Here is a 25,439-nt window from a genome sequence, read left to right as displayed (position 1 = left end):
TATCGACTGCGCCCGATGGTCAGCGAAAATCGGTAGAATGCGCTTTTTTTCAACGAGTCGGAGCCCGTCTTGCGCGAAATCGTTCTGATTAACATCACCGGTGAAGACCGCCCGGGTCTTACCGCCGCCATCACCGGCGTCCTGGCCCAGGGTGGAGTGAACATCCTCGACATCGGTCAGGCGGTGATTCACGACACCCTGTCCTTTGGCATCCTGGTCGAAATTCCGGATACCGAGAAGGCCTCGTCGGTGCTCAAGAACATCCAGTTTGCGGGTAACGAACTCGACCAGCAGGTGCGGTTTACCCCGGTTTCCGAAGCCGACTACCAGAATTGGGTCGAAGGCCAGGGCAAAGCCCGGCACATCGTCACCCTGCTGACCCGGCGGGTGACTGCCGAGCAACTGCAGCGGGTCAGCTCGATCACCGCCAAGTACGGGCTGAACATCGACCATATCGATCGCCTCTCGGGTCGTGTCGCGCTGGACACCCCGGCCGAGCAGAGCAAGGGCTGCATCGAGTTCTCGGTACGAGGCGAGCCGGCTGATCCGCAAGCCCTGCGCGCCGAGTTCCTCAGCGTCGCCCAGGAGCTGAACGTCGACATCGCCTTCCAGCAGGATTCGCTGTTCCGTCGCAACCGCCGCCTGGCGGTGTTCGACATGGACTCGACGCTGATCGAAGCCGAAGTGATCGACGAGCTGGCCAAGGCTGCCGGGGTCGGTGAGCAGGTATCGGAAATCACCGAGCGGGCCATGCGTGGCGAGCTGGATTTCCGTGCCAGCTTCAAGGAGCGCCTGGCGCTGCTCAAGGGCCTGGACGTTGGCGTGCTGGACCAGATCGGTGCGTCGCTGCGCCTGACCGAAGGCGCCGAAACGCTGTTCGCCGAACTCAAGCGCCTGGGTTACAAGACCGCCATCCTCTCCGGTGGCTTCACCTACTTTGCCAAGCAGCTGCAAGCCAAGCTGGGCATCGACTACGTGTTCGCCAACGAGCTGGAAGTGGTCGATGGCAAGGTGACTGGCGTGGCGGTCGAGCCGATCGTCGACGCCCAGCGCAAGGCTGACCTGCTGGGTGAGCTGGCGCGCAAAGAAGGCCTGCAGATGGAGCAGACCATTGCCGTCGGCGATGGCGCCAACGACTTGCCGATGCTGGCGATCGCCGGCCTGGGCGTGGCGTTCCGGGCCAAGCCGCTGGTCAAGCAGTCGGCCAAACAGGCGATCTCGACCCTGGGTCTCGATGGTGTGCTTTACCTGCTGGGTTTTCGCGATCGCGACGCTCGCGCCTGACGGACCTGGCTTCCACAAGTACAAAAAAGCCCGCATCGCTGCGGGCTTTTTCAGTTTCAGGCCTGTGCCGGCAGTGCCAGGCGCTCGCCCATGCTCACCGCAGAGCCGGCGCCGAGCTCTTCGGCCCATTTCACCTGCTCTGGCCCGAACAGCACCACGGCCGTCGAACCGAGTTTGAAACGGCCCAGCTCCGCGCCTTTTTCCAGGTGGATCGGCGCGCGGCTGGCTTCGTCGTAGCGCACCGTCTTCAGTTCACGCTTGGGTGGCGTTACCAGGCCGGCCCAGACGGTTTCGATCGAGGCGACGATCATCGCACCCACCAGTACCACGGCCATCGGCCCGCGCTCGGTGTCGAACAGGCAGACAACGCGCTCGTTGCGGGCGAACAGCTCCGGAACGTTTTCGGCAGTGGTCTGGTTGACCGAGAACAACCGGCCCGGTACGTAGATCATCTCGCGCAAGGTGCCGGCCAGCGGCATGTGCACGCGGTGGTAGTCCTTGGGCGACAGGTAAATGGTCGCGAACTGGCCACCCATGAACGGCGCGGCATTGGCCGGATCGCCACCCAGCAGCTCGAGGGCGCTGAAGCTGTGGCCCTTGGCCTGGAAGATGCGGCCGTGCTCGATCGGGCCGAGCTGGCTGACGGCACCGTCGGCCGGGCAGAGGATTGCCCCCGGGGTTTCATCCAGCGGACGTGCACCGGGCTTGAGGGCGCGGGTGAAGAAGGCGTTGAAGTGCTCGTAGGCGGTAACGTCTTCGACCAGGGCCTGGGACATGTCCACCTGGTAGCGCTTGGCGAACCAGCTGGTGAAGGCGTTCTTGAACCAGCGCACGCGGCATTCGGCAACGCAGCCGGCCAGGCGCGAGAGCAGGTGGTGGGGCAGCAGGTACTGGCTGATGATAAACAAGCGGGATTTCATTGGGTTTCCTTAAACTTCGACAGGGGTGTCGGGGTGGTTGCCCCATTCGCCCCAGGATCCGGCGTAGGCTTTGACCCGAGGGTAGCCCAGATGCTTGGCCACCAGGTAGGTAAAGCCGGATCGGTGGTGGGTCTGGCAGTGGGTGACCACTTCCTTGTCTTTGCTGATGCCCAGCTGCTCGAGGATCTCGGGCATGTCCTTGCGGATGCGCTGGTGATCGTTCAGGTCCATGCCGGCGGTCCATTCGAAATTGACTGCGCCGGGAATGTGCCCGCCCTTGGCTGCGAGAACTTTCTCGCCGCGGTATTCGGCCGGGCTGCGCGCGTCCCAGATCGCCAGGTCGGCGGCGCCGAGGCGGCTTTGCAGGTATTCGCGGGTGGCCGTAGGCTCTTCGTGCAGGGTCAGGTTGACCGTGCCGCTGGCAGCGTCTGGTACTTCAGTGCTGAGGTTGCTCGCTGGCCACGCGTGGACACCGCCGTTGAGGTAGTGGTAACGGGAGTGACCGATTACATCCAGCAACCAGATGAAACGCCCGGCCCAGCCGCCGCCCTCGTCGTCATAGACCACATAGACCGCATTGGCGTTATGGCCGAGCTCGGCGAAGAGTTTTTCCAGGTCGGCCTTGGCCGGCAACAGGCCCGGCGCAGGAGGCTGGCCTAGCTGGGTGCGCTTGAAGTCGACGAAGCGCGCCCCCGGAATATGCCCACTGGCATAGCGGTTGGGGCTGGTCAGGTCGACCAGGATCAACTCTGGCGCATCCAGGCGGGTTAGCAGGTCTGCCGGCTCGATAACCAGGGGCAGGCCAGAAAAGTCAGTCATCCAGAGTCTCCAGGGCGGAACAGAGGGGGCGATTGTAGCGCATGGCTCAGGCGCTGCGGTTGCTGAAGGCGGTCAGGGCCCGCTCGATGCATTGCGCGGTTTTGCCGAAGGCTTGCACGCTGACGTCCGCCAACGGCTTGCCGCCCTGGTCGGCGACCAGCAGCATCACCACCCGGCCATTGCTCGACAGCGAGCGCAGCAGCACGTGTTCGCTGCGAAACAGGGCGCGCAGGCTGGGCGGCAGCAGGGCTGAGAACTGCGCGTGGTTTTCCGGGGTCAGGCGCAGTTGCGCCGCTTTGCTCAGCAACCGTTGCAGCAGTTTGCTTTGTTCAATCGGCAGCACCAGGCTGGCGGCTTCCGCCGGCAGGCCGGCAATCTGGTGGACGCGCAGCTGGCTCAGGGTCTTGTCGGTCATCAGCAGCATCACCCGCTGCAGGCCGCAGGCGACCAGCGCGTCGCGAGCCAACGTCGTCAGGTGGATAGCATTGCTGAACGGGCTGGGCTCGGTCAGCAGCTCCCCGCAGAGTTTGCGCCAGGTACCCAGGGCCTGGGCTGAAGGCGTTGGCGGGGCGATCTGGCCCTGATGCAGGCGTTGCTGGTGCCATGGCCACAGCAGCGCCTCGGCCGGGTGGAACAGGCCAGGGCAGGCGTGATGACGGGCGCTGATTGCCGCTTGCTGGTGCACCAGTTGCTGGACATCGTCCAGCGGCGTTTGCAGGTAAAGGCTGGTGAGCAGTTGCCAGCGCTGCACATGGGCATTGGTCCAGCCAACCTGCGAGGCCAGGGCCAGGCCGTTGGCCAGCAGCACGGTATTGGCCGGCTGGTTGAACCAGCGGCGCAGGCTTGGTTGATCGTCCAGGCGCTGCTGCTGGTGCAGGCTGTCCTGGTCACGGGCGATGAGGATCGCCTGGGCCAGTAGCCGGCGCTCCTCTTGAAGTAAATGGTAACCGCGCGTTACCCAGTCCGGCAGGCGCCAGTGTTCGGCCAGGGCCTTGCACAGGCTCATGACCCGCACGCCGAACAGCTCTTGTTCCACCCGCAGTGCCGATTCGCCTTTGTGCACCACACGCAGCTCCCACTCATCGAGGAGCTTGGGGTGGGTCAGCGCCAGAGGCCAAAGCGGTGACAGAAACAGCAGGCTGCCCCAATGGATTTCCTGCCACAGCCGCGCCAGGCGGCTGGCGAACAGGCCGTTGGCCTGCTGGCTGGCGTGCTGGCTGACCAGCTGCAGCTGACGCAGGGTCGGGGCAATTTCGGCTTCGGGCAGCGCCGGCAGGCGCTCCAGCAGCTCTGCGGTACGCGCCAGCCCCAGGCGGTTGAGGGCGATCTCCAGGCTCTCGGCCGGTTCGCCCAGGCCGGTATTGCTGTGGTGGTTGGCCTCGCGCATGACGCTGAGCACCAGCGCCGGGCTGTCCTGCATCAGTTCGGCGATGTCGCGCAACGAGCGGCGGCTGTCGCCAATGGCGGCTTTGACCCGTTCGTAGCTGGCCAGCGGAACCGGCAGGCGCACGCTATCGAGGAGCTTGACCCAGGCATCGAGTGTTTTTGGTGTTTGACTTGGCACGATGGTTTCAATAGGCATGCTGGAGGTAGGCCGAACTGGCTTTTCGCCTTGACTGACTATAGTCTGGCGCAGTTCTGCCGATAAGTAGAAGAAGAGTTTTTTTAACTTCCGCTCACGACCCTGACCACGACAGTAAGTGCTTTCTATCTATGGCTAAAATTATCGGCATCATCGTCGTATTCGCGAGTGTGCTCGGCGGATATGTACTTTCCCACGGCAAGATTGCGGCCCTGATCCAGCCTTTCGAAGTGCTGATCATCGGTGGTGCTGCTTTCGGTGCGTTCCTCCAGGCCAACCCTGGTTACATGACCATGCATGTAATCAAGAAGTCGCTGAAGATGTTCGGCACGCGCTTTACCCACACCTTCTATATCGAGGTGCTGGGCCTGGTCTACGAGATTCTCAACAAATCCCGTCGCGAAGGCATGATGGCGATCGAAGCCGATATCGAAGACGCCGCTGCCAGCCCGATTTTCGCCAAGTACCCGGCGGTACTGGGTGATGAGCGCATGACCGCGTTCATCTGTGACTACCTGCGCATCATGTCCACCGGCAACATGGCCCCGCACGAGCTTGAGGGCCTGTTCGACATGGAACTGCTGAGCATGAAGGAAGAGCTCGAGCACCCGTCCCATGCCGTGACCGGCATCGCCGACGGCATGCCCGGCTTCGGTATCGTTGCCGCGGTACTGGGTATCGTAGTGACCATGGCCTCGCTGGGCGATGGCGACCAGAAGTCGATCGGCCTGCACGTCGGTGCGGCGTTGGTCGGTACCTTCTTCGGTATTCTCGCCGCCTACGGCTTCTTCGGCCCGCTGGCCACCTCGCTGCGCCATGACGCCAAGGAAGAGCTGAACGTCTACGAGGCGATCAAGGCCTCGCTGGTGGCTTCGGCCTCGGGCATGCCGCCATCGCTGGCCGTGGAATTCGGGCGCAAGGTGCTGTTCCCGGCCCACCGCCCGAGCTTCGCCGAGCTGGAACAAGCAGTTCGCGGTCGCTAAGCCATGGAGAACAATCAGCCCATTATCGTCAAGCGCATCAAGCGCTTTGGCGACGGCCACCACGGTGGCGCCTGGAAGATTGCCTTCGCCGACTTCGCTACGGCGATGATGGCGTTCTTCCTGGTGCTGTGGCTGCTGTCGACGGCCACACCGGAGCAGAAGATCGCCATTGCCGGCTACTTCAAGGACCCGATCGGTTTTTCCGAAAGCGGCACGCCGTACATCATCGACCTGGGCGGTTCGCCCCAGCTCGCCCCGGAAAAAACCATCAACCCGGAAGAAAAGTCCGAGCCAACGCCTGAGTCCAGCATCCCGATCGACCAGAATACGGTCGAGAACATGGCCGAGCAGGTTGAGCGCGAGCGCCTCGAGTTGCTCCTGCAGGAACTGCAGAACAAGGTTGAAGAGAACCCGCAACTGCAGAAGTTCAAGGACCAGATCCTCTTTGAGATCACCCAGGACGGGCTGCGCATCCAGATCATGGATGCCGAGAACCGGCCAATGTTCGACCTTGGCAGCGCGCGCCTGCAGCCGTACTTCGAGGACATCCTGCTGGCCATGGCCGACACCATCAAGGCGGTGCCGAACAAGATCAGCATCAGTGGCCATACCGATGCCAAGCCATACGCCGGCACCGGCGACTTCGGCAACTGGGAACTGTCGGCCAACCGCGCCAATGCCGCACGCCGCGCGCTGGTCGCCGGTGGCTACCCGGATACCCAGGTGGCGCGGGTGGTCGGCTATGCCTCGTCGTCGCTGTTCGACCGGCAAAACCCGCTAAACCCGGTCAACCGTCGGATCGACATCATCGTCCTGACCAAGAAGGCCCAGCGCACCATCGAAGGCGAGCAGACCCAGCCTGCCGCCCCCGAAGCCGGCCAGCCAGGCGCCGCGACTCCGGTTCCAGGGGCGACCCCGGAGCCAGCCCCGGCGGCCGAGCCCGAGCCGATGCAGCCACGGGAGTTGCGCCAGAAGCTGAACATCTTCGAAGACGGTGTATTGAAGATGGACGAAAACAAGCAGTAAGCCTGATAGCTGAAAAAAACGCCCGTGCGCAGCGATGCCCACGGGCGTTTTGTTTGGCGCTACAGGCTAAAAGCCGCGGCGGATCTTGGCCTTGAGGTCGGCATGGAAGAAGTCGGCGTTGGAGCGGTTGGTGGCATTGGCCTCGCAGGCTTCGCTGTCGATCGAGCGCTTGAAGGTCTGCTCGTCATGGTAGGCGCGCACGTAGAGGTCGATGTGTTCGCGGTTGGTCATGGTTGGCCACTTCTCCAGATACCCCGGCAGCGTGGCCTCGCCGCACTGGTAAAAGGCTACCCGGCGATTGACCAGGGTGGCGGCGCCAAGCTGGAAGGGCACCCACCAGGCCTCGGCGGTTTCCGGTGCGAGCACGGCAATCAGGTGGGTGCACTGGCTGATGTTGCGGCGGATGATGCCGCTGATGTCGTCGGTGGTCTGCTGGGCCTCACTGTCGAACAGGTCCAGCTGGGTATTGATGCCTTCAAGCTTGAGCCGTTCATTGATGATGAAGGCGTCCAGGCGTTCGCTGTGGCGATAACTGATAAAGACTGGCATCAGAAGTGCCCTCCCACGCTGGAGGGAGTGGCATTGATGCGCAAAAGCTGAATTGTCATGGTTGATTCCTTTCATACGCAGGGCATGGGGTCGATTCGCTTCATGGCGGCGAATCTTGAAAGGTGACAATCAGCGAAAGTCTTTCGCACAGCAAGGTACGACCAGCAAAGCAGATGCTTCCTGCTTTACTGGGTAATAAATCCTACGGATGCGTCTTACTTTGAACCGTTTGAGGCCCCTTTCCGGGCCTCAGATGTTTCAGTAAGTGTCTTGAGGCAGGCTGGCGATGATCGAGCGGTAGCTGTTCATCCGTTGCTGCTGCACGCGGCCGTCTTCGAGGGCCTTGAGCAGTGCACAACCCGGCTCGCGGTCGTGCTTGCAGTCGCGAAAGCGGCAGGTGCCGAGCAGGTCGGTGAACTCGATAAAGCCGGCTTCGACATCGGCGCGGCTGACGTGGCCCAGGCCAAATTCGCGGATGCCCGGGGAGTCGATAAGCTCGCCACCACCGGGGAAGTGGTAAAGACGGGCGGTGGTGGTGGTGTGAGTACCCTGGCCGGACCATTCCGACAGATCGCCGACGCGGGTCTGAACCTCGGGCAGCAGGCTGTTGACCAGCGACGACTTGCCAACCCCGGACTGACCGACGAACACGCTGATATGGCCGTCAAGCTGGGCCTGCAGTTGCTCCATGCCGTTGCCGTGGTGCGCCGACACTTCCAGCAACGGGTAGCCAAGCTGGCGGTAAACTGCCAGCAATGCATTGAGCGCCGGAGCGTTCTGCTCGTCGATCAGGTCGGCCTTGTTCAGCAGCAGCAAGGGGCGGATGCCGGCATGCTCGGCCGCGACCAGGTAGCGGTCGATCAGGTTGGCATGGGGTTCTGGCGCCGGGGCGAAGACGATCACGATCAGGTCGACGTTGGCCGCTACCGGTTTGAGCTGGCCACGGCTGTCCGGGCGGCACAGCTCGGTATGGCGCGGCATCTGCGCGACAATCACGCCAATGCCCTGGTTGCCGGCGCGCCAGACTACCTTGTCGCCGGTGACCAGCGCCGGCAGGTTGGCCCGCAGGTGGCAACGGAACACCTGGCCGGCAACGTCGCCGTCCTGGGCTTCGACTTCGACCTGCACGCCAAAGTGAGCGATGACCAGGCCCATTTGCTCCGGGCCGAGGTCACCGCCTTCGAGCTCCTTCAGGGTCTGTTGTTCGCGTTTGGCGGCGCGGGCAGCGCGTTCACCCTGGATTTTTTCGATGCGCCAGTTCTGGCGTCGATTGAGCTGGCGTTTGGCCATGAAGGTTCCGTGTTCGGGAGGCAATATTTAACCGCGGGGAGTTTAGCACGCTCCACTAGGCTAAACTGCGCACCTACCGAGGAGCAGAATCATGCAGAACCCACAGAACCTGATCTGGATCGACCTGGAAATGACCGGTCTGGATCCGGATCAAGACGTCATTATCGAAATGGCCACCATCGTCACCGACAGCGACCTCAATACCCTGGCCGAAGGCCCGGTGATCGCCATTCACCACAGTGACGAGGTGCTGGCGCGCATGGACGAGTGGAACACCCGCACCCACGGCGCCTCCGGCCTGACCCAGCGGGTCAAGGACAGCCGCGTCAGCATGGCCGAAGCCGAGGCGCAGACCATCGCCTTCCTGGAACAGTGGGTGCCAAAGGGCAAGTCGCCGATCTGCGGCAACAGCATCTGCCAGGACCGCCGCTTCCTCTATCGCCACATGCGCAGCCTGGAAAACTACTTCCACTACCGCAACCTCGACGTTTCGACCCTCAAGGAGCTGGCAGCACGCTGGGCCCCTGAAGTGCGTGACAGCTTCAAGAAGGGCGGCACCCACCTGGCGCTGGACGATATCCGCGAGTCGATCAACGAACTGCGCCACTATCGCCAGCACTTCATCAAGTTCTGATCGCAACGCCGCCGGCTTGTACAGACAATCCGCGCGGCGCCCCCTTTTGGTGCCTGTGGCAACTGGTTAGACTGCGCGCCCCTTTGCACGGATCTGCGCCATGTTGTTGATGCTCTACCTCATTGCTATCACTGCCGAAGCCATGACTGGCGCGCTGTCTGCCGGGCGCCGCGGCATGGACTGGTTCGGCGTGGTGCTGATCGCCTGCATCACCGCCCTGGGCGGTGGTTCGGTGCGCGACGTGCTGCTGGGGCATTACCCGCTGACCTGGGTCAAGCACCCGGAATACCTGGTGCTGACCAGTTTCGCAGCGCTGATGACGATCTTTATCGCGCCTTTGATGCGCCACTTGCGCTCGCTATTCCTGGTGCTCGATGCCCTGGGGCTGGTGGCCTTTACCCTGATCGGCTGCATGACCGCGCTGGAAATGGGCCAGGGCATGCTGGTGGCGTCGATCAGCGGGGTAATCACCGGGGTGTTCGGCGGGATCCTCCGGGATATCTTCTGTAACGATATTCCGCTGATCTTCCGTCGGGAGCTGTATGCCAGTGTGTCGTTCGCCGCGGCCTGGTTTTACCTGGGCTGCGTGTACTTCAATGTGCCAGGCGAGCAGGCGATTCTGCTGACCCTGTTCGGCGGCTTCCTGCTACGCCTGCTGGCGATTCGCTTCCACTGGGAAATGCCCAAGTTTCATTACAACGACGAGCATTGAAGGCTTAAGCGGCAAGTGGCAAGCCACAAGCTGCAAGTCGAGGCGATCAGCTTGACGCTTGTGGCTTGGCGCTTGCCGCTGCTTTCATGGCATGCTGCGCCAGCGCCCACTGTACATGCTCACGTACCAGCTCCGACGAGTACTCCTGTCGCGCCTTGAGCGCCTCCAGTACCTGGATGGTCGACGGCGCATTGCCAAGCCCTACCGCCAAATTACGCAACCAGCGCTCATAGCCGGCACGGCGCAGCGGCGAGCCTTCAGTGTTGTCGAGGAAGGTCTGTTCATCCCACATGAACAGCTCGGCAAGCCCGGCGCTGTCGAGGTTGTGCCGGGGCTTGAAGTCGTTTTCACCGCTCGGTCGGGCGAAGCGGTTCCATGGGCAGACGATCTGGCAGTCATCGCAGCCAAATACCCGATTGCCGATCAACGGTCGCAGATCTTCCGGGATCGCGCTTTTCAGTTCGATGGTCAGGTACGAGATACAGCGCCGGGCATCCAGCACATAGGGGCCGACAAAGGCCTGGGTCGGGCAGATGTCCAGGCAGGCGCTGCAGCGGCCGCAGTGTTCGCTGGCCTGCGGCGGGTCGACCGGCAGCGGCATGTCGACAAACAGCTCGGCAAGAAAGAAGTAACTGCCGGCCTTGCGGTTGAGCAGCAGGGTGTTCTTGCCGATCCAGCCCAGGCCAGCCTGCTCGGCAATGGCCTTTTCCAGCACCGGGGCGCTGTCGACAAAGGCCCTGAAGCCGAACGGGCCGATGTCTTTCTGGATGCGCTCGGCCAGGTGCTGCACGCGTTTGCGCACCAGCTTGTGGTAGTCGCGGCCCAGGGCGTAGCGGGAGATGTAGGCTTTTTCTGGTTGCGCCAGTTGCTGGGCCATGCGCGTATCGCCCGGCAGGTAGTCCATGCGCAGCGACACCACGCGCAAGGTGCCGGGCACCAGCTCATCGGGGTGCGAGCGCTTGCTGCCGTGGGCGCCCATGTAATCCATTTCGCCGTGGTAGCCGGCCTCGAGCCAGCGTTCCAGATGTTTTTCATGCTCGCCCAGGTCCACCCCGGTGATGCCGACATGGGCAAAACCGAGCTCTCGGCCCCAATCCTTGATCGATTGGGCCAGCGCAGGTAGATCGGGGGCAGAAGCAGACATGGGAATAAGGCAATACGGACTCAGGTGCGTATAATTCTGCCAGACATCAGAGCCTTTGACCCATGCCTCAGACCAAACACCCCGCAAACGAGCCCCATCGGCTCACCAGCGTCACCCTTGCGCCCCTGGCGCCACGTTCTGCTGACGCCCATAAGGGTGACTTCGGCCATGTGCTGGTGGTGGGTGGTGATCGCGGCACTGGCGGCGCGGTGCTGCTCAGCGCCGAAGCGGCGTTGCGCTGCGGCGCCGGCCTGGTATCGCTGGTCAGCCGGCCTGAGCATGTGCCTGCGGCCATGGCCCGCCTGCCCGAGGTGATGAGCCTGGGCGTGCATTCGGCCAACCAGCTGATGGCGCCGATCGAGCGGGCCTCGGTGCTGGTGGCAGGTCCAGGCCTGGGCCAGGCGGCGTGGGGGCGCAGCCTGTTGTCGGCGGTGGCCAGCAGCCCACTGCCTCAAGTGTGGGACGCCGATGCCCTCAACCTGCTGGCGCGCCAACCCTTGCCGCTGCCCAAGGGCAGCATCATTACCCCGCACCCGGGCGAGGCTGCGCGCCTGCTCGGTGTATCGACCGAAGCGGTACAGGCCGACCGGCCCGGGGCGGCGCGCAAACTCGCACGCAAATACGCGGTCGTATGCGTGCTCAAAGGCGCCGGCACCCTGGTCGCCGATCCGGCCGGGCAGTTGGCGCTATGCTCGCGCGGTCATCCGGTCATGGCCGGCGCCGGTCTGGGCGATGTGCTCAGCGGCGTGCTCGGTGCTTTGCTGGCCCAGGGCATGTCAGCCTGGGACGCGGCCTGCCTGGGCGTCTGGCTGCATGCCTGCGCTGGCGAGCGCCTGGGCGCGCAGGGCCGTGGCCTGGCCGCCAGCGACATGGTCCCGGCAATTCGTCAGTTATTGGAGGAACATTCAGCGTGTCTGGCATAACCCTGTTTTTGGCCGATGAAGAGGCCATGGTGAATTTGGGCAAGCGTATTGCCGAAGTGACCAAAGGCCACGGCGTGATTTTTCTTGAAGGGGACCTGGGGGCCGGCAAGACCACCCTGTCGCGGGGCATTATTCGCGGCCTTGGGCACCAAGGTGCGGTAAAAAGTCCTACCTTTACTGTGGTTGAACCGTACGAGATTGGTGATGTTCGTGCCTTCCACTTCGACCTTTATCGCCTGGTCGATCCGGAGGAGCTGGAATTCATGGGCATCCGCGATTATTTCGAAGGTGACGCCTTGTGCCTGTTCGAGTGGCCGCAAAAAGGGGCAGGCATTTTGCCAAAGCCCGACCTGACCATTACCATAAGCCCCCAGGCGGGCGGTCGTTCGCTCAACCTGTCGCCGCAGGGGGCACGTGGCGAAGCCTGGTGTGCCGCTCTGGCCTTGGAATTCAAATAGAAAATGGGGATAGGTATGCGCATTCGCGCACTGGTTTCTGTCGTAGGACTGCTGCTTACGGTAGTGACCGTTAACGCTCTTGCCGTCACGCAAGTCAAAAGTGTGCGTTTATGGCGAGCGCCCGATAACACACGGCTGGTCTTCGACCTCTCGGGTCCTGTGCAGCACAGCGTGTTTACCTTGACCGCCCCGGACCGCCTGGTGATCGACATCAATGGCGCGACCCTGGCTGCGCCGTTGTCGGTGTCCACCTCCAATACCCCGATTACCAGCGTGCGCTCGGCCCAGCGTACGCCGACCGACCTGCGCGTGGTGGTCGACCTGAAAAAGTCGGTGACGCCCAAGAGCTTCACCCTGGCGCCCAATGCCCAGTACGGTAACCGCCTGGTAGTCGACCTGTTCGACCAGGAAGCCGATGCCGCGCCGCCACCGCCCACACCGCCGGTGGCAACCACCCCTGCGGTACCGGTCACGCCGGCGCAACCGGCGATCAAGCTGACCCCGGTGCCCAATGGCAAACGTGACATCGTCATCGCCATCGACGCCGGTCACGGCGGTGAAGACCCGGGTGCCTCCGGTTCGCGCGGCCAGCATGAAAAAGACATCGTCTTGGCCATCGCCAAGGAGTTGCAGCGCCAGATCAACACCGAGAAGGGCTTCCGCGCCGAGCTGACCCGTACCGGCGATTACTTCATCCCGCTGCGCAAACGCACCGAGATTGCCCGCAAGAAGGGCGCTGACCTGTTCATCTCGATCCACGCCGACGCCGCGCCGTCCAAGGCCGCTTTCGGTGCCTCGGTGTTCGCCCTGTCCGATCGCGGCGCTACCTCGGAAACCGCACGCTGGCTGGCCGATAGCGAAAACCGCTCCGACCTGATCGGTGGCGCCGGTAACGTCAGTCTCGATGACAAGGACCGCATGCTCGCCGGGGTGCTGCTCGATCTGTCGATGACCGCTTCGTTGAGCTCCAGCCTCAACGTCGGCCAGAAGGTTTTGGGCAACATGGGCCGCATCACCCCGCTGCACAAGCAGCGCGTCGAGCAGGCCGGGTTCATGGTGCTGAAATCGCCGGACATCCCGTCGATCCTGGTGGAAACCGGCTTTATCTCCAACGCCAACGAGGCGGCCAAGCTGGCCACCCCAAGCCACCAGCAGTCGCTGGCGCGTTCGATTCACAGTGGCGTACGTCAGTTCTTCCAGCAGAACCCGCCGCCGGGCACCTATGTGGCCTGGTTGCGTGACAGCGGCAAGATCGCCCAGGGCCCGCGCGAGCATTCGGTGCGCCCGGGCGAGACCCTGGCGATGATCGCCGTGCGTTATCAGGTCAGCGTCGCCAGCCTGCGCAGTGCCAATAGCCTGAAGACCGATGAACTGAAAGTCGGCCAGCACCTGAACATCCCGACCACGGCACTGGCGGCCCAGCAATGAGCAGTAGTGCCCGGATCGAGCTGCTCAGCCCGCGGCTGGCCAACCAGATTGCCGCCGGTGAAGTCGTCGAACGCCCGGCTTCGGTGATCAAGGAGCTGCTGGAAAACAGCCTGGACTCCGGCGCCAAGCGCATCGACGTCGAAGTCGAGCAGGGCGGCGTCAAGCTGCTGCGCGTTCGCGACGACGGTGGCGGTATCGCCGCCGACGACCTGCCGCTGGCCCTGGCCCGCCATGCCACCAGCAAGATCCGCGACCTGGAAGACCTTGAGCGGGTCATGAGCCTGGGTTTTCGCGGTGAGGCCCTGGCCTCGATCAGCTCGGTCGCCCGCCTGACCCTGACTTCGCGTACCCGCGACGCCGAACAGGCCTGGCAGGTGGAAACCGAAGGCCGCGACATGGCCCCGCGGGTGCAGCCGGCGGCGCATCCGGTCGGTACCTCGGTGGAAGTGCGTGACCTGTTCTTCAATACCCCGGCACGGCGCAAGTTCCTCAAGACCGAGAAAACCGAATTCGATCACCTGCAGGAAGTGATCCGCCGTCTGGCGCTGGCGCGTTTCGATGTGGGTTTTCACCTGCGCCACAACGGTAAGAGCATCCTCAGCCTGCATGAAGCCCATGACGATACCGCGCGCGCTCGCCGTGTCGCGGCGATCTGCGGCCCGGGTTTCCTCGAGCAGGCACTGCCGATCGAGGTCGAGCGCAACGGCCTGCACCTGTGGGGCTGGGTCGGGTTGCCGACCTACTCGCGCAGCCAGGCTGATCTGCAGTACTTCTTCGTCAACGGCCGCGCGGTGCGCGACAAGCTGGTCGCCCACGCCGTGCGCCAGGCCTACCGTGATGTGCTGTTCAACGGCCGGCACCCGACTTTCGTGCTGTTTTTCGAGGTCGACCCTACCGGTGTCGACGTCAACGTGCACCCGACCAAGCACGAAGTACGCTTTCGTGACGGGCGCATGGTCCATGACTTTCTGTACGGCACCCTGCACCGCGCCCTGGCCGATGTACGCCCGGAAGACCAACTGGCCGCGCCCGCTGCCAGCAGCGAGACCGTCCGCCCGAGCGGTATTCAGGCCGGTGAATTCGGCCCCCAGGGCGAGATGCGCCTGGCCGCCAATCTGCTGGAGCAGCCGCCCGCTGAACCGGGCCTGCGCCCGTCCGTGGGCAGCAATGGCAGTGGCGCCGGTTATCAATACCAGTACACGCCAAGGCCGACCCAGGCATTGCCTGCGGCCGAGGCCCAGGGTGTGTACCGGGAATTTTTCGCGCCGCTGGCCGAGGCAGCACCGCCAGCCTTGCCCGAAGGCCAGGGCGACATCCCGCCGCTGGGCTATGCCCTGGCCCAGCTCAAGGGCATCTATATCCTGGCTGAAAACGCCGTCGGCCTGGTGCTGGTGGACATGCATGCTGCCCATGAGCGGATCATGTACGAGCGCCTCAAGGTGGCCATGGCCAGCGAAGGCCTCAGCGGCCAGCCGCTGCTGGTGCCCGAATCCCTGGCCTTGAGCCAGCGCGAAGCCGATTGCGCCGAAGAGCACGCCGAGTGGTTCCAGCGCCTGGGCTTCGAGTTGCAGCGCCTGGGCCCGGAAAGCCTGGCGATCCGGCAGATTCCGGCGCTGCTCAAGCAGGCCGAGGCCAATCGCCTGGTCCAGGACGTACTGGCCGACCTGATGGAGTACGGCACCAGCGACCGCATTCAGGCGCACCTGAACGAACTGCTCGGAACCATGGCCTGCCACGGCGCCATCCGCGCCAACCGGCGCCTGGCCATCGCTGAAATGAACGGCCTGTTGCGCGATATGGAAAACACCGAGCGTAGCGGTCAATGTAACCATGGCCGACCGACCTGGACCCAGATGGGCCTGGACGATCTGGACAAACTGTTCTTGCGCGGTCGATGACATGAGCGGCAAACCCCCCGCGATATTCCTGATGGGCCCGACTGCGGCGGGCAAGACCGACCTTGCCATCGAACTGACCAAGGTGTTGCCGTGCGAGCTGATCAGTGTCGATTCGGCGCTGGTCTACCGTGGCATGGACATCGGCAGCGCCAAGCCGTCGAAAGAGATCCTCGCCGCCCATCCGCACCGGCTGATCGACATCCTCGACCCGGCCGAAAGCTATTCGGCCGCCGATTTTCGTCGTGATGCCCTGGAGGCCATGGCCGAGATCACCGCGCGCGGCAAGATTCCGCTGCTGGTCGGCGGCACCATGCTTTATTACAAGGCATTGCTCGAAGGCCTGGCGGACATGCCAGCGGCCGACCCGCACGTGCGTGCCGAGCTCGAAGAGCAGGTTCAGCGCCTGGGTTTGCACGCCCTGCACCAGCAACTGGCGGCGGTCGACCCGGAGTCGGCGGCGCGTATTCATCCCAATGACCCGCAGCGGCTGATCCGCGCGCTGGAGGTTTACCGGGTCAGCGGCCTGACGATGACCGAACATCGTCAGCGTCAATCCGCGCAAAGTAGCGCCGCAGGCGCGTCCGCAGCGGGACAATTGCCCTATACTGTCGCCAGCCTGGCCATTGCGCCAACCGATCGGCACATACTGCACGAGCGGATTGCGCTACGATTCGGGCAAATGCTGGAACAGGGCTTCGTTGACGAGGTCCGATTGCTGCGAGCCAGAAGTGACTTGCACGCGGGGCTGCCGTCTATACGGGCGGTTGGTTATCGCCAGGTCTGGGATCACCTTGATGGCAAGTTGACTTCAGTTGAAATGCAGGAGCGCGGCATTATTGCCACTCGCCAACTGGCGAAGCGGCAGTTCACCTGGTTGCGTAGTTGGGCTGACCTGCACTGGCTGGACAGCCTGGACTGCGACAATCTGTCTCGCACCTTGAAATACCTTGGATCGGTCTCCATATTGAGCTGAGTCCTTGCAATTGCCGTCTATCCTTGGGGTGGGGCGGCTTGAGCCATCAGTTTTTCTTTGATTTTTTTACTATTGATCCTTACAGGAGTGCGGCATATGTCAAAAGGGCATTCGCTACAAGACCCTTACTTGAATACTTTGAGAAAAGAAAAAGTTGGGGTTTCGATCTATCTGGTTAACGGCATCAAGCTGCAAGGCACGATCGAATCCTTCGACCAGTTCGTGATTCTGCTGAAGAACACCGTCAGCCAGATGGTTTACAAACACGCCATCTCGACAGTTGTCCCTGTGCGTCCGATCCGTCTGCCTAGCGCAACCGAATCCGAGCAAGGCGACGCTGAGCCAGGTAACGCCTGATAGGAGTCTGCTTTGTTCTTTGAGCGCCACGGTGGTGGTGAACGGGCAGTCCTCGTTCACTTGGAAGGTCAGAACCCTGAGGCGCGCGAAGATCCGCAGGAGTTTCAGGAGCTGGCACTGTCGGCTGGGGCCGATATTGTCGCGTTCGCCAATGTGGCGCGACATCAGCCCACCGCCAAATACCTGATTGGCAGCGGCAAGGTCGAAGAGTTACGCGACCTGGTCAACGCCGAACAGGTAGATTTGGTGATTTTCAATCACACCCTCACCCCCAGTCAGGAACGTAACCTCGAACGAGTCTTCGAGTGTCGCGTGCTTGATCGCACCGGTCTGATTCTCGATATCTTCGCCCAGCGGGCGCGTACCCATGAAGGCAAGCTGCAGGTCGAACTGGCCCAGCTCGAGCACATGAGCACGCGGCTGGTGCGTGGCTGGACTCACCTTGAGCGGCAAAAAGGCGGTATCGGCCTGCGCGGCCCGGGTGAAACCCAGTTGGAAACCGACCGCCGCCTGCTGCGGGTACGCCTGCGCCAGATCAAGGCGCGCCTGGAAAAGGTCCGTAGCCAGCGTGAGCAGGCCCGCCGTGGCCGTAAACGGGCAGATATCCCCTCGGTTTCGCTGGTCGGCTATACCAACGCCGGCAAGTCGACCCTGTTCAACGCCCTGACCCAGTCGGACGTCTACGCCGCCGACCAGTTGTTCGCGACCCTCGACCCGACCCTGCGCCGGCTCGAGCTCGACGACCTCGGGCCGATCGTGCTGGCCGACACCGTGGGCTTCATTCGTCACCTGCCGCACAAGCTGGTCGAGGCATTTCGGGCTACGCTCGAAGAGTCGAGCAACTCCGACCTGCTGCTGCACGTGATCGACGCCCATGAGCCCGAGCGCATGGCGCAGATCGAGCAGGTCATGGCGGTACTGGGAGAGATCGGTGCAGAAGGCTTGCCGATCCTCGAGGTCTATAACAAACTCGACCTGCTTGAAGGCGTCGAGCCGCAGATTCAGCGCGATGCCGATGGCAAGCCGCAACGGGTCTGGGTCTCGGCCCGCGATGGTCGGGGGTTGGAGCTGGTGGGGCAGGCGGTCGCCGAATTGCTGGGGGATGACCTGTTTGTCGGTACCTTGCGCCTTGAGCAGCGTTTTGCCCGGCTGCGCGCGCAGTTCTTTGAACTGGGCGCGGTGCAGAGCGAAGAGCATGACGATGAAGGCAGCAGCCTGCTGGCTGTGCGACTGCCGCGGGTGGAGTTGAACCGCCTGGTCAGCCGCGAAGGTTTGCAGCCGCTGGAGTTCATCGAGCAACATACTTTGCAATAAATGCCCGGCGACGCGGTCGGGCAGCCGTGACAGGCATTCTGTAGCATTGGACGGCGCGCCGTGGGCGCGTCTTTGCTTTATCAGATGGAGAGCGCTATGGCTTGGAATGAGCCGGGTGGCAACTCGAACAATCAGGATCCGTGGGGCGGGCGCCGTGGTGGCGACAAGAAAGGGCCACCGGATCTCGACGAGGCCTTCCGCAAGCTGCAGGACAGCCTGAACGGCATGTTCGGCAGTGGCAAGAAACGCGGTGGTGATGGCGGCATCGGCAAGGGCGGTGGCTTCGGCCTGCTCGGCATCGGTCTCGCCGTGCTTGCAGCTATCTGGCTGTACAGCGCCGTGTACGTGGTCGACGAACAGGAGCAGGCAGTCGTGCTGCGCTTCGGCAAATACTACGAAACCGTAGGGCCGGGCCTGAACATCTACTTCCCGCCGATCGATCGCAAGTACATGGAGAACGTTACCCGCGAACGTGCCTATACCAAGCAGGGGCAGATGCTGACCGAAGACGAGAACATCGTCGAGGTGCCGCTGACCGTGCAGTACAAGATCACCAACCTGCAGGATTTCGTGCTGAACGTCGATCAGCCTGAAGTCAGCCTGCAGCACGCGACCGATAGCGCCCTGCGTCACGTGGTGGGTTCCACCGCGATGGACAAGGTACTGACCGAAGGTCGTGAGCAGATGGCCGTGGAAATCAAGGAGCGCCTGCAGCGTTTCCTCGATACCTACCGTACCGGTATCACCGTCACCCAGGTCAACGTACAGAGCGCGGCAGCCCCGCGTGAAGTGCAGGAAGCCTTCGACGACGTGATCCGTGCCCGTGAAGACGAGCAGCGTGCCCGCAACCAGGCCGAGTCCTACGCCAATGGCGTGGTGCCAGAAGCCCGTGGTCAGGCCCAGCGGATCATCGAGGACGCCAACGGTTACCGCGACGAAGTCGTCTCGCGCGCCAAGGGTGAGGCCGACCGCTTCACCAAACTGGTCGCCGAGTACCGCAAGGCCCCTGAAGTGACCCGTCAGCGCTTGTACCTGGACACCATGCAGGAAGTCTACAGCAACACCAGCAAGGTCCTGGTCTCCGGCAAGGACGGTCAGAGCAATCTGCTGTACCTGCCGCTCGACAAGATGATCCAGAACAGTGGTTCGCGTAATGCGCCGGCCACCAGCGCGGCGCCTTCGGCCAACGCTGATGCGGCCACCCGTGCGGCGGAACTGCAACAGCAGCAAACACAGTTGCGTACTAGGGAGAGCCGCTGATGAGCAATAAATCGCTGATCGCCCTGATCGTGGCCGTGGTGCTGGGGATCGTGGCCTGGAACAGCTTCTACATCGTGGCCCAGACCGAGCGTGCGGTACTCCTGCAGTTTGGTCGTGTGGTCCAGGCTGATGTCCAGCCCGGCCTGCATGTGAAGGTTCCTTACGTCAACCAGGTGCGCAAGTTCGACGCCCGCCTGATGACCCTGGACGCCCCGACCCAACGCTTCCTGACCCTGGAAAAGAAAGCGGTGATGGTCGACGCCTACGCCAAGTGGCGGGTCAAGGATGCCGAGCGTTTCTACACTGCAACCTCGGGCCTCAAGCAGATTGCCGACGAACGTCTGTCGCGCCGTCTGGAAAGCGGCCTGCGTGACCAGTTCGGTAAACGCACCCTGCACGAAGTGGTCTCCGGTGAACGTGACGCGCTGATGGCTGACATCACTGCCTCGCTGAACCGCATGGCCAGCAAGGAGCTGGGTATTGAAGTGGTCGACGTTCGCGTCAAGGCCATCGACCTGCCCAAGGAAGTCAACCGCAGCGTGTTCGAGCGTATGAGCACCGAGCGTGAGCGTGAAGCCCGCGAGCACCGCGCCAAGGGTAACGAGCTGGCTGAAGGCATTCGTGCCGACGCCGATCGTCAGCGCCGGGTTCTGCTGGCCGAAGCCTACCGGGAATCGGAAGAAACCCGCGGTGACGGTGATGCCCAGGCGGCGTCGATTTACGCCAAGGCTTACGGTCAGGACCAGGACTTCTACGCGTTCTATCGCAGCCTCAAGGCTTACCGCGAGAGCTTTGCCGACAAGAGCGATGTGCTGGTGCTCGATCCGAGCAGCGACTTCTTCCGCTTCATGGGCAAGTCCAAGCCATAAGCATCTACCCCGCCGGGCGGCTAAAACGCCTGGCGGGGTGATCCCGCGAGAAAACGGGTGTATGATGCGGCAGCCGGGAAATTCCCGGCTTTTTTGCGTCTGCAAGATCGAACGGTTCAAACCCGGTTCGGGTCTACAGAGCAGCCCAAGGTATTCGAGGGTATAGGCACGGCGGTAGCGCTGGAATCGGTGCTGCGCGCCATTGTTTGCCGATACCTGCTTCACTCAAGGCTCGCCCGCGGGCAAGCCGCCCGGACCATAGGGGAAATGGCGTAATGGCAACGGTAGACCGCTGGCTGCTGCCAGATGGCATCGAAGAAGTACTGCCACCTGAGGCGGCGCGCATCGAGATCGCGCGTCGGCAGGTGTTGGATCTGTTCCAGAGCTGGGGTTATGACTTTGTCGTGACCCCACATATCGAGTACCTGGAATCGCTGCTCACCGGTGCCGGCCAGGACCTGGACCTGCGGACCTTCAAGGTCATCGACCCGCAATCGGGCCGGCAGATGGGTTTCCGTGCCGACATCACTCCACAGGTTGCGCGCATCGATGCGCATACCCTGCGTCGTGAAGGCCCGAGCCGCCTGTGCTATGCCGGCAGCGTGCTGCACGCCTTGCCGCGGGCGCTGTCGACGTCGCGCAGCCCGATCCAGCTCGGTGCCGAGCTGTACGGCGACGCCAGCCCGGTCAGCGACGTCGAAGTGATCAGCCTGATGCTGGCCATGCTGCAACTGGCCGATGTGCCGGACGTGCACATGGACCTCGGTCATGTCGGTATCTACCGTGGCCTGGCCCGCGCCGCCGGTCTGTCCGGAGCAATCGAGCAGCAGTTGTTCGATGCCCTGCAGCGCAAGGCCGTCGACGAAGTGATCGAGCTGACTGCCAAGCTGCCAGCGGACCTCGCCGCTATGTTGCGCTCGCTCACCGAGCTGTGCGGTGGCCGTGAAGTGCTGGCCGAGGCGCGCGTGCGCCTGGGCCGTGCACCGGCTGCGGTACTGGCGGCACTGGATGACCTGATGGCGATCGCCGAGCGGCTGGCCACGCGTTATCCCGGGCTGCCGCTGTATTTTGACCTGGGCGAGTTGCGCGGCTACCACTACCACACCGGTGTAGTGTTTGCCGCGTTCGTCCCGGGTGTCGGTCAGTCGATCGCCCAGGGCGGTCGTTACGACGACATCGGAGCGGACTTTGGCCGGGCACGCCCGGCCACCGGTTTCTCCACGGATTTGAAGACCCTGGTCACACTGGGGCGAGCCGAGGTGGTATTGCCGTCTGGCGGGATCTGGATGCCCGACAGCAGCGATGCGGCACTCTGGCAGTTGGTCTGCCAATTGCGCAGTGAAGGTCAGCGGGTGGTTCAGGCCTTGCCTGGGCAGCCATTGACTGCCGCCGTAGAGGCGGATTGCGATCGGCAATTGATTCAGCAAAACGGGCTTTGGCAGGTTCTGCCGCTGGCCATTTGAGATTCCCCGCCGGCACGAGCCGGCGCCAAGTTTGCGCGAATGAGGACAAGTGTTATGGGTAAGAATGTCGTAGTCCTGGGCACCCAGTGGGGTGATGAGGGCAAAGGCAAGATCGTTGATCTGCTGACCGAACATGCTGCCGCCGTAGTGCGCTACCAGGGTGGCCACAACGCAGGCCACACCCTGGTGATCGACGGTGAGAAGACCGTGCTGCACCTGATCCCGTCGGGCGTGCTGCGCGAAGGCGTGCAGTGCCTGATCGGCAACGGCGTGGTGGTAGCACCGGACGCCCTGCTGCGTGAAATCAACAAGCTCGAAGAGAAAGGCGTACCGGTGCGCGAGCGCCTGCGCATCAGCCCTTCCTGCCCGCTGATCCTGTCCTACCACGTGGCCCTCGACCAGGCTCGTGAAAAAGCCCGTGGCGAGCAGAAGATCGGCACCACCGGTCGCGGCATCGGCCCGGCCTATGAAGACAAGGTTGCCCGTCGCGGCCTGCGCATCGGTGACCTGTTCCACCGCGAGCGTTTCGCTGCCAAGCTCGGCGAGCTGCTGGACTACCACAACTTCGTGCTGGTCAATTACTACAAAGAACCTGCAATCGATTTCCAGAAGACCCTGGACGAGTGCATGGAATACGCCGAGCTGCTCAAGCCGATGATGCTCGACGTCACCGCCGAGCTGCACAACCTGCGTCGCGCCGGCAAGGACATCATGTTCGAAGGCGCCCAGGGCTCGCTGCTGGACATCGACCACGGTACCTACCCGTTCGTGACCAGTTCCAACACCACCGCTGGCGGCATCGCTACCGGTTCGGGCGTTGGCCCTATGTACCTGGACTACATCCTCGGTATCACCAAGGCCTACACCACCCGCGTTGGCTCGGGCCCGTTCCCGACCGAACTGTTCGATGACGTCGGTGCCTTCCTGGCCAAGCGTGGTCACGAGTTCGGCGCCACCACCGGTCGCGCCCGCCGTTGCGGCTGGTTCGATGCCGTGATCCTGCGTCGCGCCATCGACGTCAACAGCATCTCCGGCCTGTGCCTGACCAAGCTGGACGTGCTCGACGGCCTGGAAACCATCCGTATCTGCGTTGGCTACAAGAACGAGAACGGTGCGGTCATCGATGCCCCGACCGACGCCGACAGCTACATCGGCCTGGAGCCGGTGTACGAAGAAATGCCGGGCTGGAGCGAGTCGACCCTGGGTGCCAAGACCCTGGAAGAACTGCCGGCCAACGCCCGTGCCTACATCAAGCGTGTGGAAGAGCTGGTCGGCGCGCCGATCGACATCATCTCCACCGGCCCGGACCGCAACGAGACCATCGTGCTGCGTCATCCGTTCGCCTGATTCGCGACTGATGTAAAGACAAAGGCCCCTTGATAGGGGCCTTTGTCGTTTCTGTCGGCTGATCGGCACAACCTTTGCTGTAAGAATCACTCCAGTGGTGCCATCACTTTAATGGCCCCAGAAGTAGAGGGTTCTTTCGTGTCCGCCGTTCTCTCACTGTTACGAAGCCGCCTGTTGCGGCCTGTCTTTGTTGCCCTCGGTATCGCTCTTTTGGTGCAAGTGCTGGTCGCGGTCGCGCTGACCCGGAGCACGGTCACAGCCCTTGAGGCCGATCTGGGCAAGCGTCTGGCCGCCGACAGCCAGCAACTTTCCGCCGAGCTCGAGCAGGCCGGGCGCGAAGTCAGCTCCGGGCTCGACAGCCTCTCCGCCAGTACCCGCCAGCGCCTGACCGCAGGTTTGTCCACGCGTTTGCAGGATGAGCAGGCGCAGTTGCGCGCGACCCTGGAAAAGAACCTCAAGGATTCGGCCAACGACATGGCCGAACTGCTCGCCTCGGTGGCGCCACGGGCCATGTGGGACAACGACGTGCCGACCCTGTCGGAGTTCTCCCGCCGGGCCCAGCGCAACCCTAGCGTGCTGTTCGTGGTGTACGACGACGCCCAGGGTCAGCACTTGACCCGCTACCTCAACCGGCAGAACCCGATCAACCAGGCGCTGCTGGAAAAGGGCCAGGGCGAGCGGGCGCTGGACAAGGTACTGGACGCTGCGCGCAACGACCCTTCGGTGTACTTCGTCGAGGCCTCGATCAACCCTAACGGGGTCGAGATCGGCAAGGTATTGATGGGCGTTTCCACGGCCGTGGTCGACCACGAGCTGGTGGCGCTGGACAAGCGCTTCTCGGCGTTGATCGCCAGCGGTGATCAGTTGGTCGGCGACAGCCTGGTGGGTGCCGCCGCCGACAGCAACAAGGCTTTGCGCGCGCGCCTGGAGGCAGCGCAGGGCAGTGCTGCCGGTATGCAGGCCAACACCTCGCAAAGCGTTCAGGACGCGGCCGCGACCCTGCGCTGGAACATCGGCGTGGGGCTGGCCCTGGTCGGCCTGGGCGTGCTGCTGGTGGTCGCCGTGGTGCTGGGCCGGCGCGTGGTCAACAAGCTGCGCCTGCTGATTGCGGCACTGAACGACCTGGCGGCGGGTGAGGGTGATCTGACCAAGCGTGTTTCCATCGACAGTCGCGACGAGATCGGCGACATGGCGGCGGCGGTCAACCAGTTCGTCGCCAAGCTGCAGCCTATTGTGCGTGAGGCTGGCGAAGTGGCCCAGCGTACCGGCATCGAGATCGGCGCCATGACCCAGCGCAATGCTGGCGCCGATGCTGCTGCCGAGCTGCAGCGTGATGAAGTCGCCGCCAGCCTGCGCGACCTGTCGAGCATGGCCGATGAGGCCCAGGCCGAAAGCCAGGCGATGCAATCGGCCCTGCAGCAAGTGGTGGATATTCGCCAGGCCACCGACGAGAACAGCCGCACTTCCACCCAGGTGGCCAAGCTTATCGAAGACCTGGCCGGGCAGGTCGAGACCGGCTCCAAGGTCATCGAGCGCCTGGCCCAGCAAAGTGAGCAGATCGAGGTGGTGCTGACGGTAATTCACGGCATTGCCGAACAGACCAACCTGCTGGCGCTCAACGCTGCCATCGAAGCGGCGCGCGCCGGGGAAACCGGGCGCGGTTTTGCCGTGGTGGCCGATGAGGTGCGAGCACTGGCGAGCAAGACCCAAAGCTCGACCGGCGATATCCAGGCGCACATCGGCGCATTGCAGCAGGGCGCCAAAGAGGCAGTGGCGGCGATCAGCCAGGCCGGGCGCCAGGCTAGCGAAGGCCTGCTGGTGCTGCGCGACAACGCGCGCTTGCAGCAATCGGTGCAGGCATCGGTTGAGCAGGTGCATGCGGCGATTGGCCTGGCTACCCGTGCGGCCGAGCAGCAGGCTCATGGCGCGCAGGCCGTGCGTGGTCGGGTGCAGACCATTCACGCCCAGGCCGAGCGGGCTGCCGAGGTGGTGCTGCAAACCACCGCCAGCAGCAAGGTGCTCGATGACCTGGCGGCGCAGCTCAAGGCCAGCCTGGGGCAGTTCCGCGCGTGAGAGTAATCGCGGGGCAAGTCGAGTGGGGGGGGGGGGGGGGGCCCCCCGGGGGGGGGGGGGGGGGGGCGCGCGCCCGAGCCGCCCGCTCGCACTCCGCTCACAGAGCACCTCACGGACCGACACACAGGCCCCG

At 63.3% G+C, this 25,439-nt stretch carries 23 protein-coding genes; 17 read left to right on the top strand and 6 right to left on the bottom strand.

What is annotated here, in order from left to right:
- Positions 1 to 69 precede the first annotated feature (69 nt).
- A complete protein-coding gene (gene serB / locus ACIOVF_RS07130; protein WP_045193750.1) occupies positions 70 to 1,284 on the top strand; it encodes a phosphoserine phosphatase SerB in 1,215 nt (404 codons plus the stop codon).
- 56 nt (positions 1,285 to 1,340) lie between these two features.
- Here serB and asd read toward each other — a convergent pair whose 3' ends face one another.
- From asd to ACIOVF_RS07115, 3 genes are read right to left on the bottom strand one after another with little or no spacing between them, the layout of a single operon-like run.
- Positions 1,341 to 2,204 carry an archaetidylserine decarboxylase gene (gene asd, locus ACIOVF_RS07125; protein ID WP_045193749.1) on the bottom strand — a complete coding sequence of 288 codons (864 nt, stop codon included), beginning with the start codon at positions 2,202 to 2,204 and terminating at the stop codon, positions 1,341 to 1,343.
- Positions 2,205 to 2,213: 9 nt separating this feature from the next.
- Positions 2,214 to 3,023 carry a rhodanese-like domain-containing protein gene (locus tag ACIOVF_RS07120; protein ID WP_045193748.1) on the bottom strand — a complete coding sequence of 270 codons (810 nt, stop codon included), beginning with the start codon at positions 3,021 to 3,023 and terminating at the stop codon, positions 2,214 to 2,216.
- A 46-nt stretch (positions 3,024 to 3,069) separates the two neighbouring features.
- Positions 3,070 to 4,605 carry an HDOD domain-containing protein gene (locus ACIOVF_RS07115; RefSeq protein ID WP_401288456.1) on the bottom strand — a complete coding sequence of 512 codons (1,536 nt, stop codon included), beginning with the start codon at positions 4,603 to 4,605 and terminating at the stop codon, positions 3,070 to 3,072.
- 131 nt (positions 4,606 to 4,736) lie between these two features.
- Here ACIOVF_RS07115 and motA point away from each other — a divergent pair, with 131 nt between their 5' ends.
- Complete coding sequence (gene motA, locus ACIOVF_RS07110; protein WP_038997459.1) at positions 4,737 to 5,588, top strand: flagellar motor stator protein MotA; 852 nt, start codon at positions 4,737 to 4,739, stop codon at positions 5,586 to 5,588.
- 3 nt (positions 5,589 to 5,591) lie between these two features.
- A complete protein-coding gene (motB, locus tag ACIOVF_RS07105; protein ID WP_401288453.1) occupies positions 5,592 to 6,614 on the top strand; it encodes a flagellar motor protein MotB in 1,023 nt (340 codons plus the stop codon).
- A gap of 66 nt (positions 6,615 to 6,680) precedes the next feature.
- On the opposite strand, the gene ACIOVF_RS07100 is transcribed toward motB, so the two are convergent.
- Together ACIOVF_RS07100 and rsgA are read right to left on the bottom strand one after the other, a co-directional pair.
- Positions 6,681 to 7,163 (bottom strand): TIR domain-containing protein, encoded by a 483-nt coding sequence (locus ACIOVF_RS07100; protein ID WP_045193744.1) that lies wholly within the window; start codon positions 7,161 to 7,163, stop codon positions 6,681 to 6,683.
- Between the two features lie 258 nt (positions 7,164 to 7,421).
- Positions 7,422 to 8,453 (bottom strand): small ribosomal subunit biogenesis GTPase RsgA, encoded by a 1,032-nt coding sequence (gene rsgA / locus ACIOVF_RS07095; RefSeq protein WP_093376733.1) that lies wholly within the window; start codon positions 8,451 to 8,453, stop codon positions 7,422 to 7,424.
- Between the two features lie 91 nt (positions 8,454 to 8,544).
- On the opposite strand from rsgA, the gene orn reads away from it, so the two are divergent.
- Positions 8,545 to 9,087: an oligoribonuclease gene (orn, locus tag ACIOVF_RS07090; RefSeq protein ID WP_045193742.1), complete on the top strand. Its 543-nt coding sequence runs from the start codon at positions 8,545 to 8,547 to the stop codon at positions 9,085 to 9,087.
- A 100-nt stretch (positions 9,088 to 9,187) separates the two neighbouring features.
- A complete protein-coding gene (locus ACIOVF_RS07085; protein WP_038997454.1) occupies positions 9,188 to 9,799 on the top strand; it encodes a trimeric intracellular cation channel family protein in 612 nt (203 codons plus the stop codon).
- A 46-nt stretch (positions 9,800 to 9,845) separates the two neighbouring features.
- Here the strand turns inward: ACIOVF_RS07085 and queG are convergent, their stop codons facing one another.
- The gene (queG, locus tag ACIOVF_RS07080; protein WP_401288448.1) at positions 9,846 to 10,943 is read right to left on the bottom strand and encodes a tRNA epoxyqueuosine(34) reductase QueG; all 1,098 of its coding nucleotides are present in this window, start codon (positions 10,941 to 10,943) and stop codon (positions 9,846 to 9,848) included.
- Between the two features lie 62 nt (positions 10,944 to 11,005).
- Between queG and ACIOVF_RS07075 the strand changes: the two genes are divergently transcribed.
- The 12 genes from ACIOVF_RS07075 (at position 11,006) to ACIOVF_RS07020 (ending at position 25,306) form a co-directional block, all read left to right on the top strand.
- Positions 11,006 to 11,866, top strand: a complete 861-nt coding sequence (locus tag ACIOVF_RS07075; RefSeq protein WP_195885550.1) for an NAD(P)H-hydrate dehydratase — start codon at positions 11,006 to 11,008, stop codon at positions 11,864 to 11,866.
- Positions 11,854 to 12,324, top strand: a complete 471-nt coding sequence (tsaE, locus tag ACIOVF_RS07070; RefSeq protein WP_045193739.1) for a tRNA (adenosine(37)-N6)-threonylcarbamoyltransferase complex ATPase subunit type 1 TsaE — start codon at positions 11,854 to 11,856, stop codon at positions 12,322 to 12,324. The genes ACIOVF_RS07075 and tsaE overlap by 13 nt, the downstream gene beginning before the upstream one ends.
- 3 nt (positions 12,325 to 12,327) lie before the next feature.
- Positions 12,328 to 13,752, top strand: a complete 1,425-nt coding sequence (locus ACIOVF_RS07065) for an N-acetylmuramoyl-L-alanine amidase (RefSeq protein WP_213602626.1) — start codon at positions 12,328 to 12,330, stop codon at positions 13,750 to 13,752.
- On the top strand, positions 13,749 to 15,650 hold the full coding sequence (gene mutL, locus ACIOVF_RS07060) for a DNA mismatch repair endonuclease MutL (RefSeq protein ID WP_401288443.1): 1,902 nt from the start codon (positions 13,749 to 13,751) through the stop codon (positions 15,648 to 15,650). Before ACIOVF_RS07065 ends, mutL begins: the two co-directional genes overlap by 4 nt.
- 1 nt (position 15,651) lies before the next feature.
- Positions 15,652 to 16,623, top strand: a complete 972-nt coding sequence (miaA, locus tag ACIOVF_RS07055; protein WP_045193736.1) for a tRNA (adenosine(37)-N6)-dimethylallyltransferase MiaA — start codon at positions 15,652 to 15,654, stop codon at positions 16,621 to 16,623.
- A 96-nt stretch (positions 16,624 to 16,719) separates the two neighbouring features.
- The gene (gene hfq, locus ACIOVF_RS07050; protein ID WP_010221594.1) at positions 16,720 to 16,980 is read left to right on the top strand and encodes an RNA chaperone Hfq; all 261 of its coding nucleotides are present in this window, start codon (positions 16,720 to 16,722) and stop codon (positions 16,978 to 16,980) included.
- A 12-nt stretch (positions 16,981 to 16,992) separates the two neighbouring features.
- Complete coding sequence (gene hflX / locus ACIOVF_RS07045) at positions 16,993 to 18,294, top strand: ribosome rescue GTPase HflX (protein WP_045193735.1); 1,302 nt, start codon at positions 16,993 to 16,995, stop codon at positions 18,292 to 18,294.
- Positions 18,295 to 18,390: 96 nt separating this feature from the next.
- The gene (hflK, locus tag ACIOVF_RS07040; protein WP_401288438.1) at positions 18,391 to 19,554 is read left to right on the top strand and encodes an FtsH protease activity modulator HflK; all 1,164 of its coding nucleotides are present in this window, start codon (positions 18,391 to 18,393) and stop codon (positions 19,552 to 19,554) included.
- Entirely contained in the window at positions 19,554 to 20,423 is an 870-nt protein-coding gene (gene hflC, locus ACIOVF_RS07035; protein ID WP_045193732.1) for a protease modulator HflC, read from the top strand. Before hflK ends, hflC begins: the two co-directional genes overlap by 1 nt.
- Positions 20,424 to 20,698: 275 nt before the next feature.
- Positions 20,699 to 21,886, top strand: coding sequence for an ATP phosphoribosyltransferase regulatory subunit (locus ACIOVF_RS07030; protein ID WP_045193730.1), 1,188 nt, complete (start codon positions 20,699 to 20,701; stop codon positions 21,884 to 21,886).
- Positions 21,887 to 21,940: 54 nt separating this feature from the next.
- The gene (locus ACIOVF_RS07025; RefSeq protein ID WP_010221599.1) at positions 21,941 to 23,233 is read left to right on the top strand and encodes an adenylosuccinate synthase; all 1,293 of its coding nucleotides are present in this window, start codon (positions 21,941 to 21,943) and stop codon (positions 23,231 to 23,233) included.
- Between the two features lie 138 nt (positions 23,234 to 23,371).
- Positions 23,372 to 25,306: a methyl-accepting chemotaxis protein gene (locus ACIOVF_RS07020; protein WP_195885553.1), complete on the top strand. Its 1,935-nt coding sequence runs from the start codon at positions 23,372 to 23,374 to the stop codon at positions 25,304 to 25,306.
- Positions 25,307 to 25,439: the final 133 nt, after the last annotated feature.

Origin of the sequence: Pseudomonas sp. NPDC087612, assembly GCF_044743505.1 — a bacterium.
Taxonomy (GTDB): domain Bacteria; phylum Pseudomonadota; class Gammaproteobacteria; order Pseudomonadales; family Pseudomonadaceae; genus Aquipseudomonas.
The sequence above is the reverse complement of the archived record's forward strand: the minus strand, read 5'-3'. Positions and strand labels throughout refer to the sequence as shown.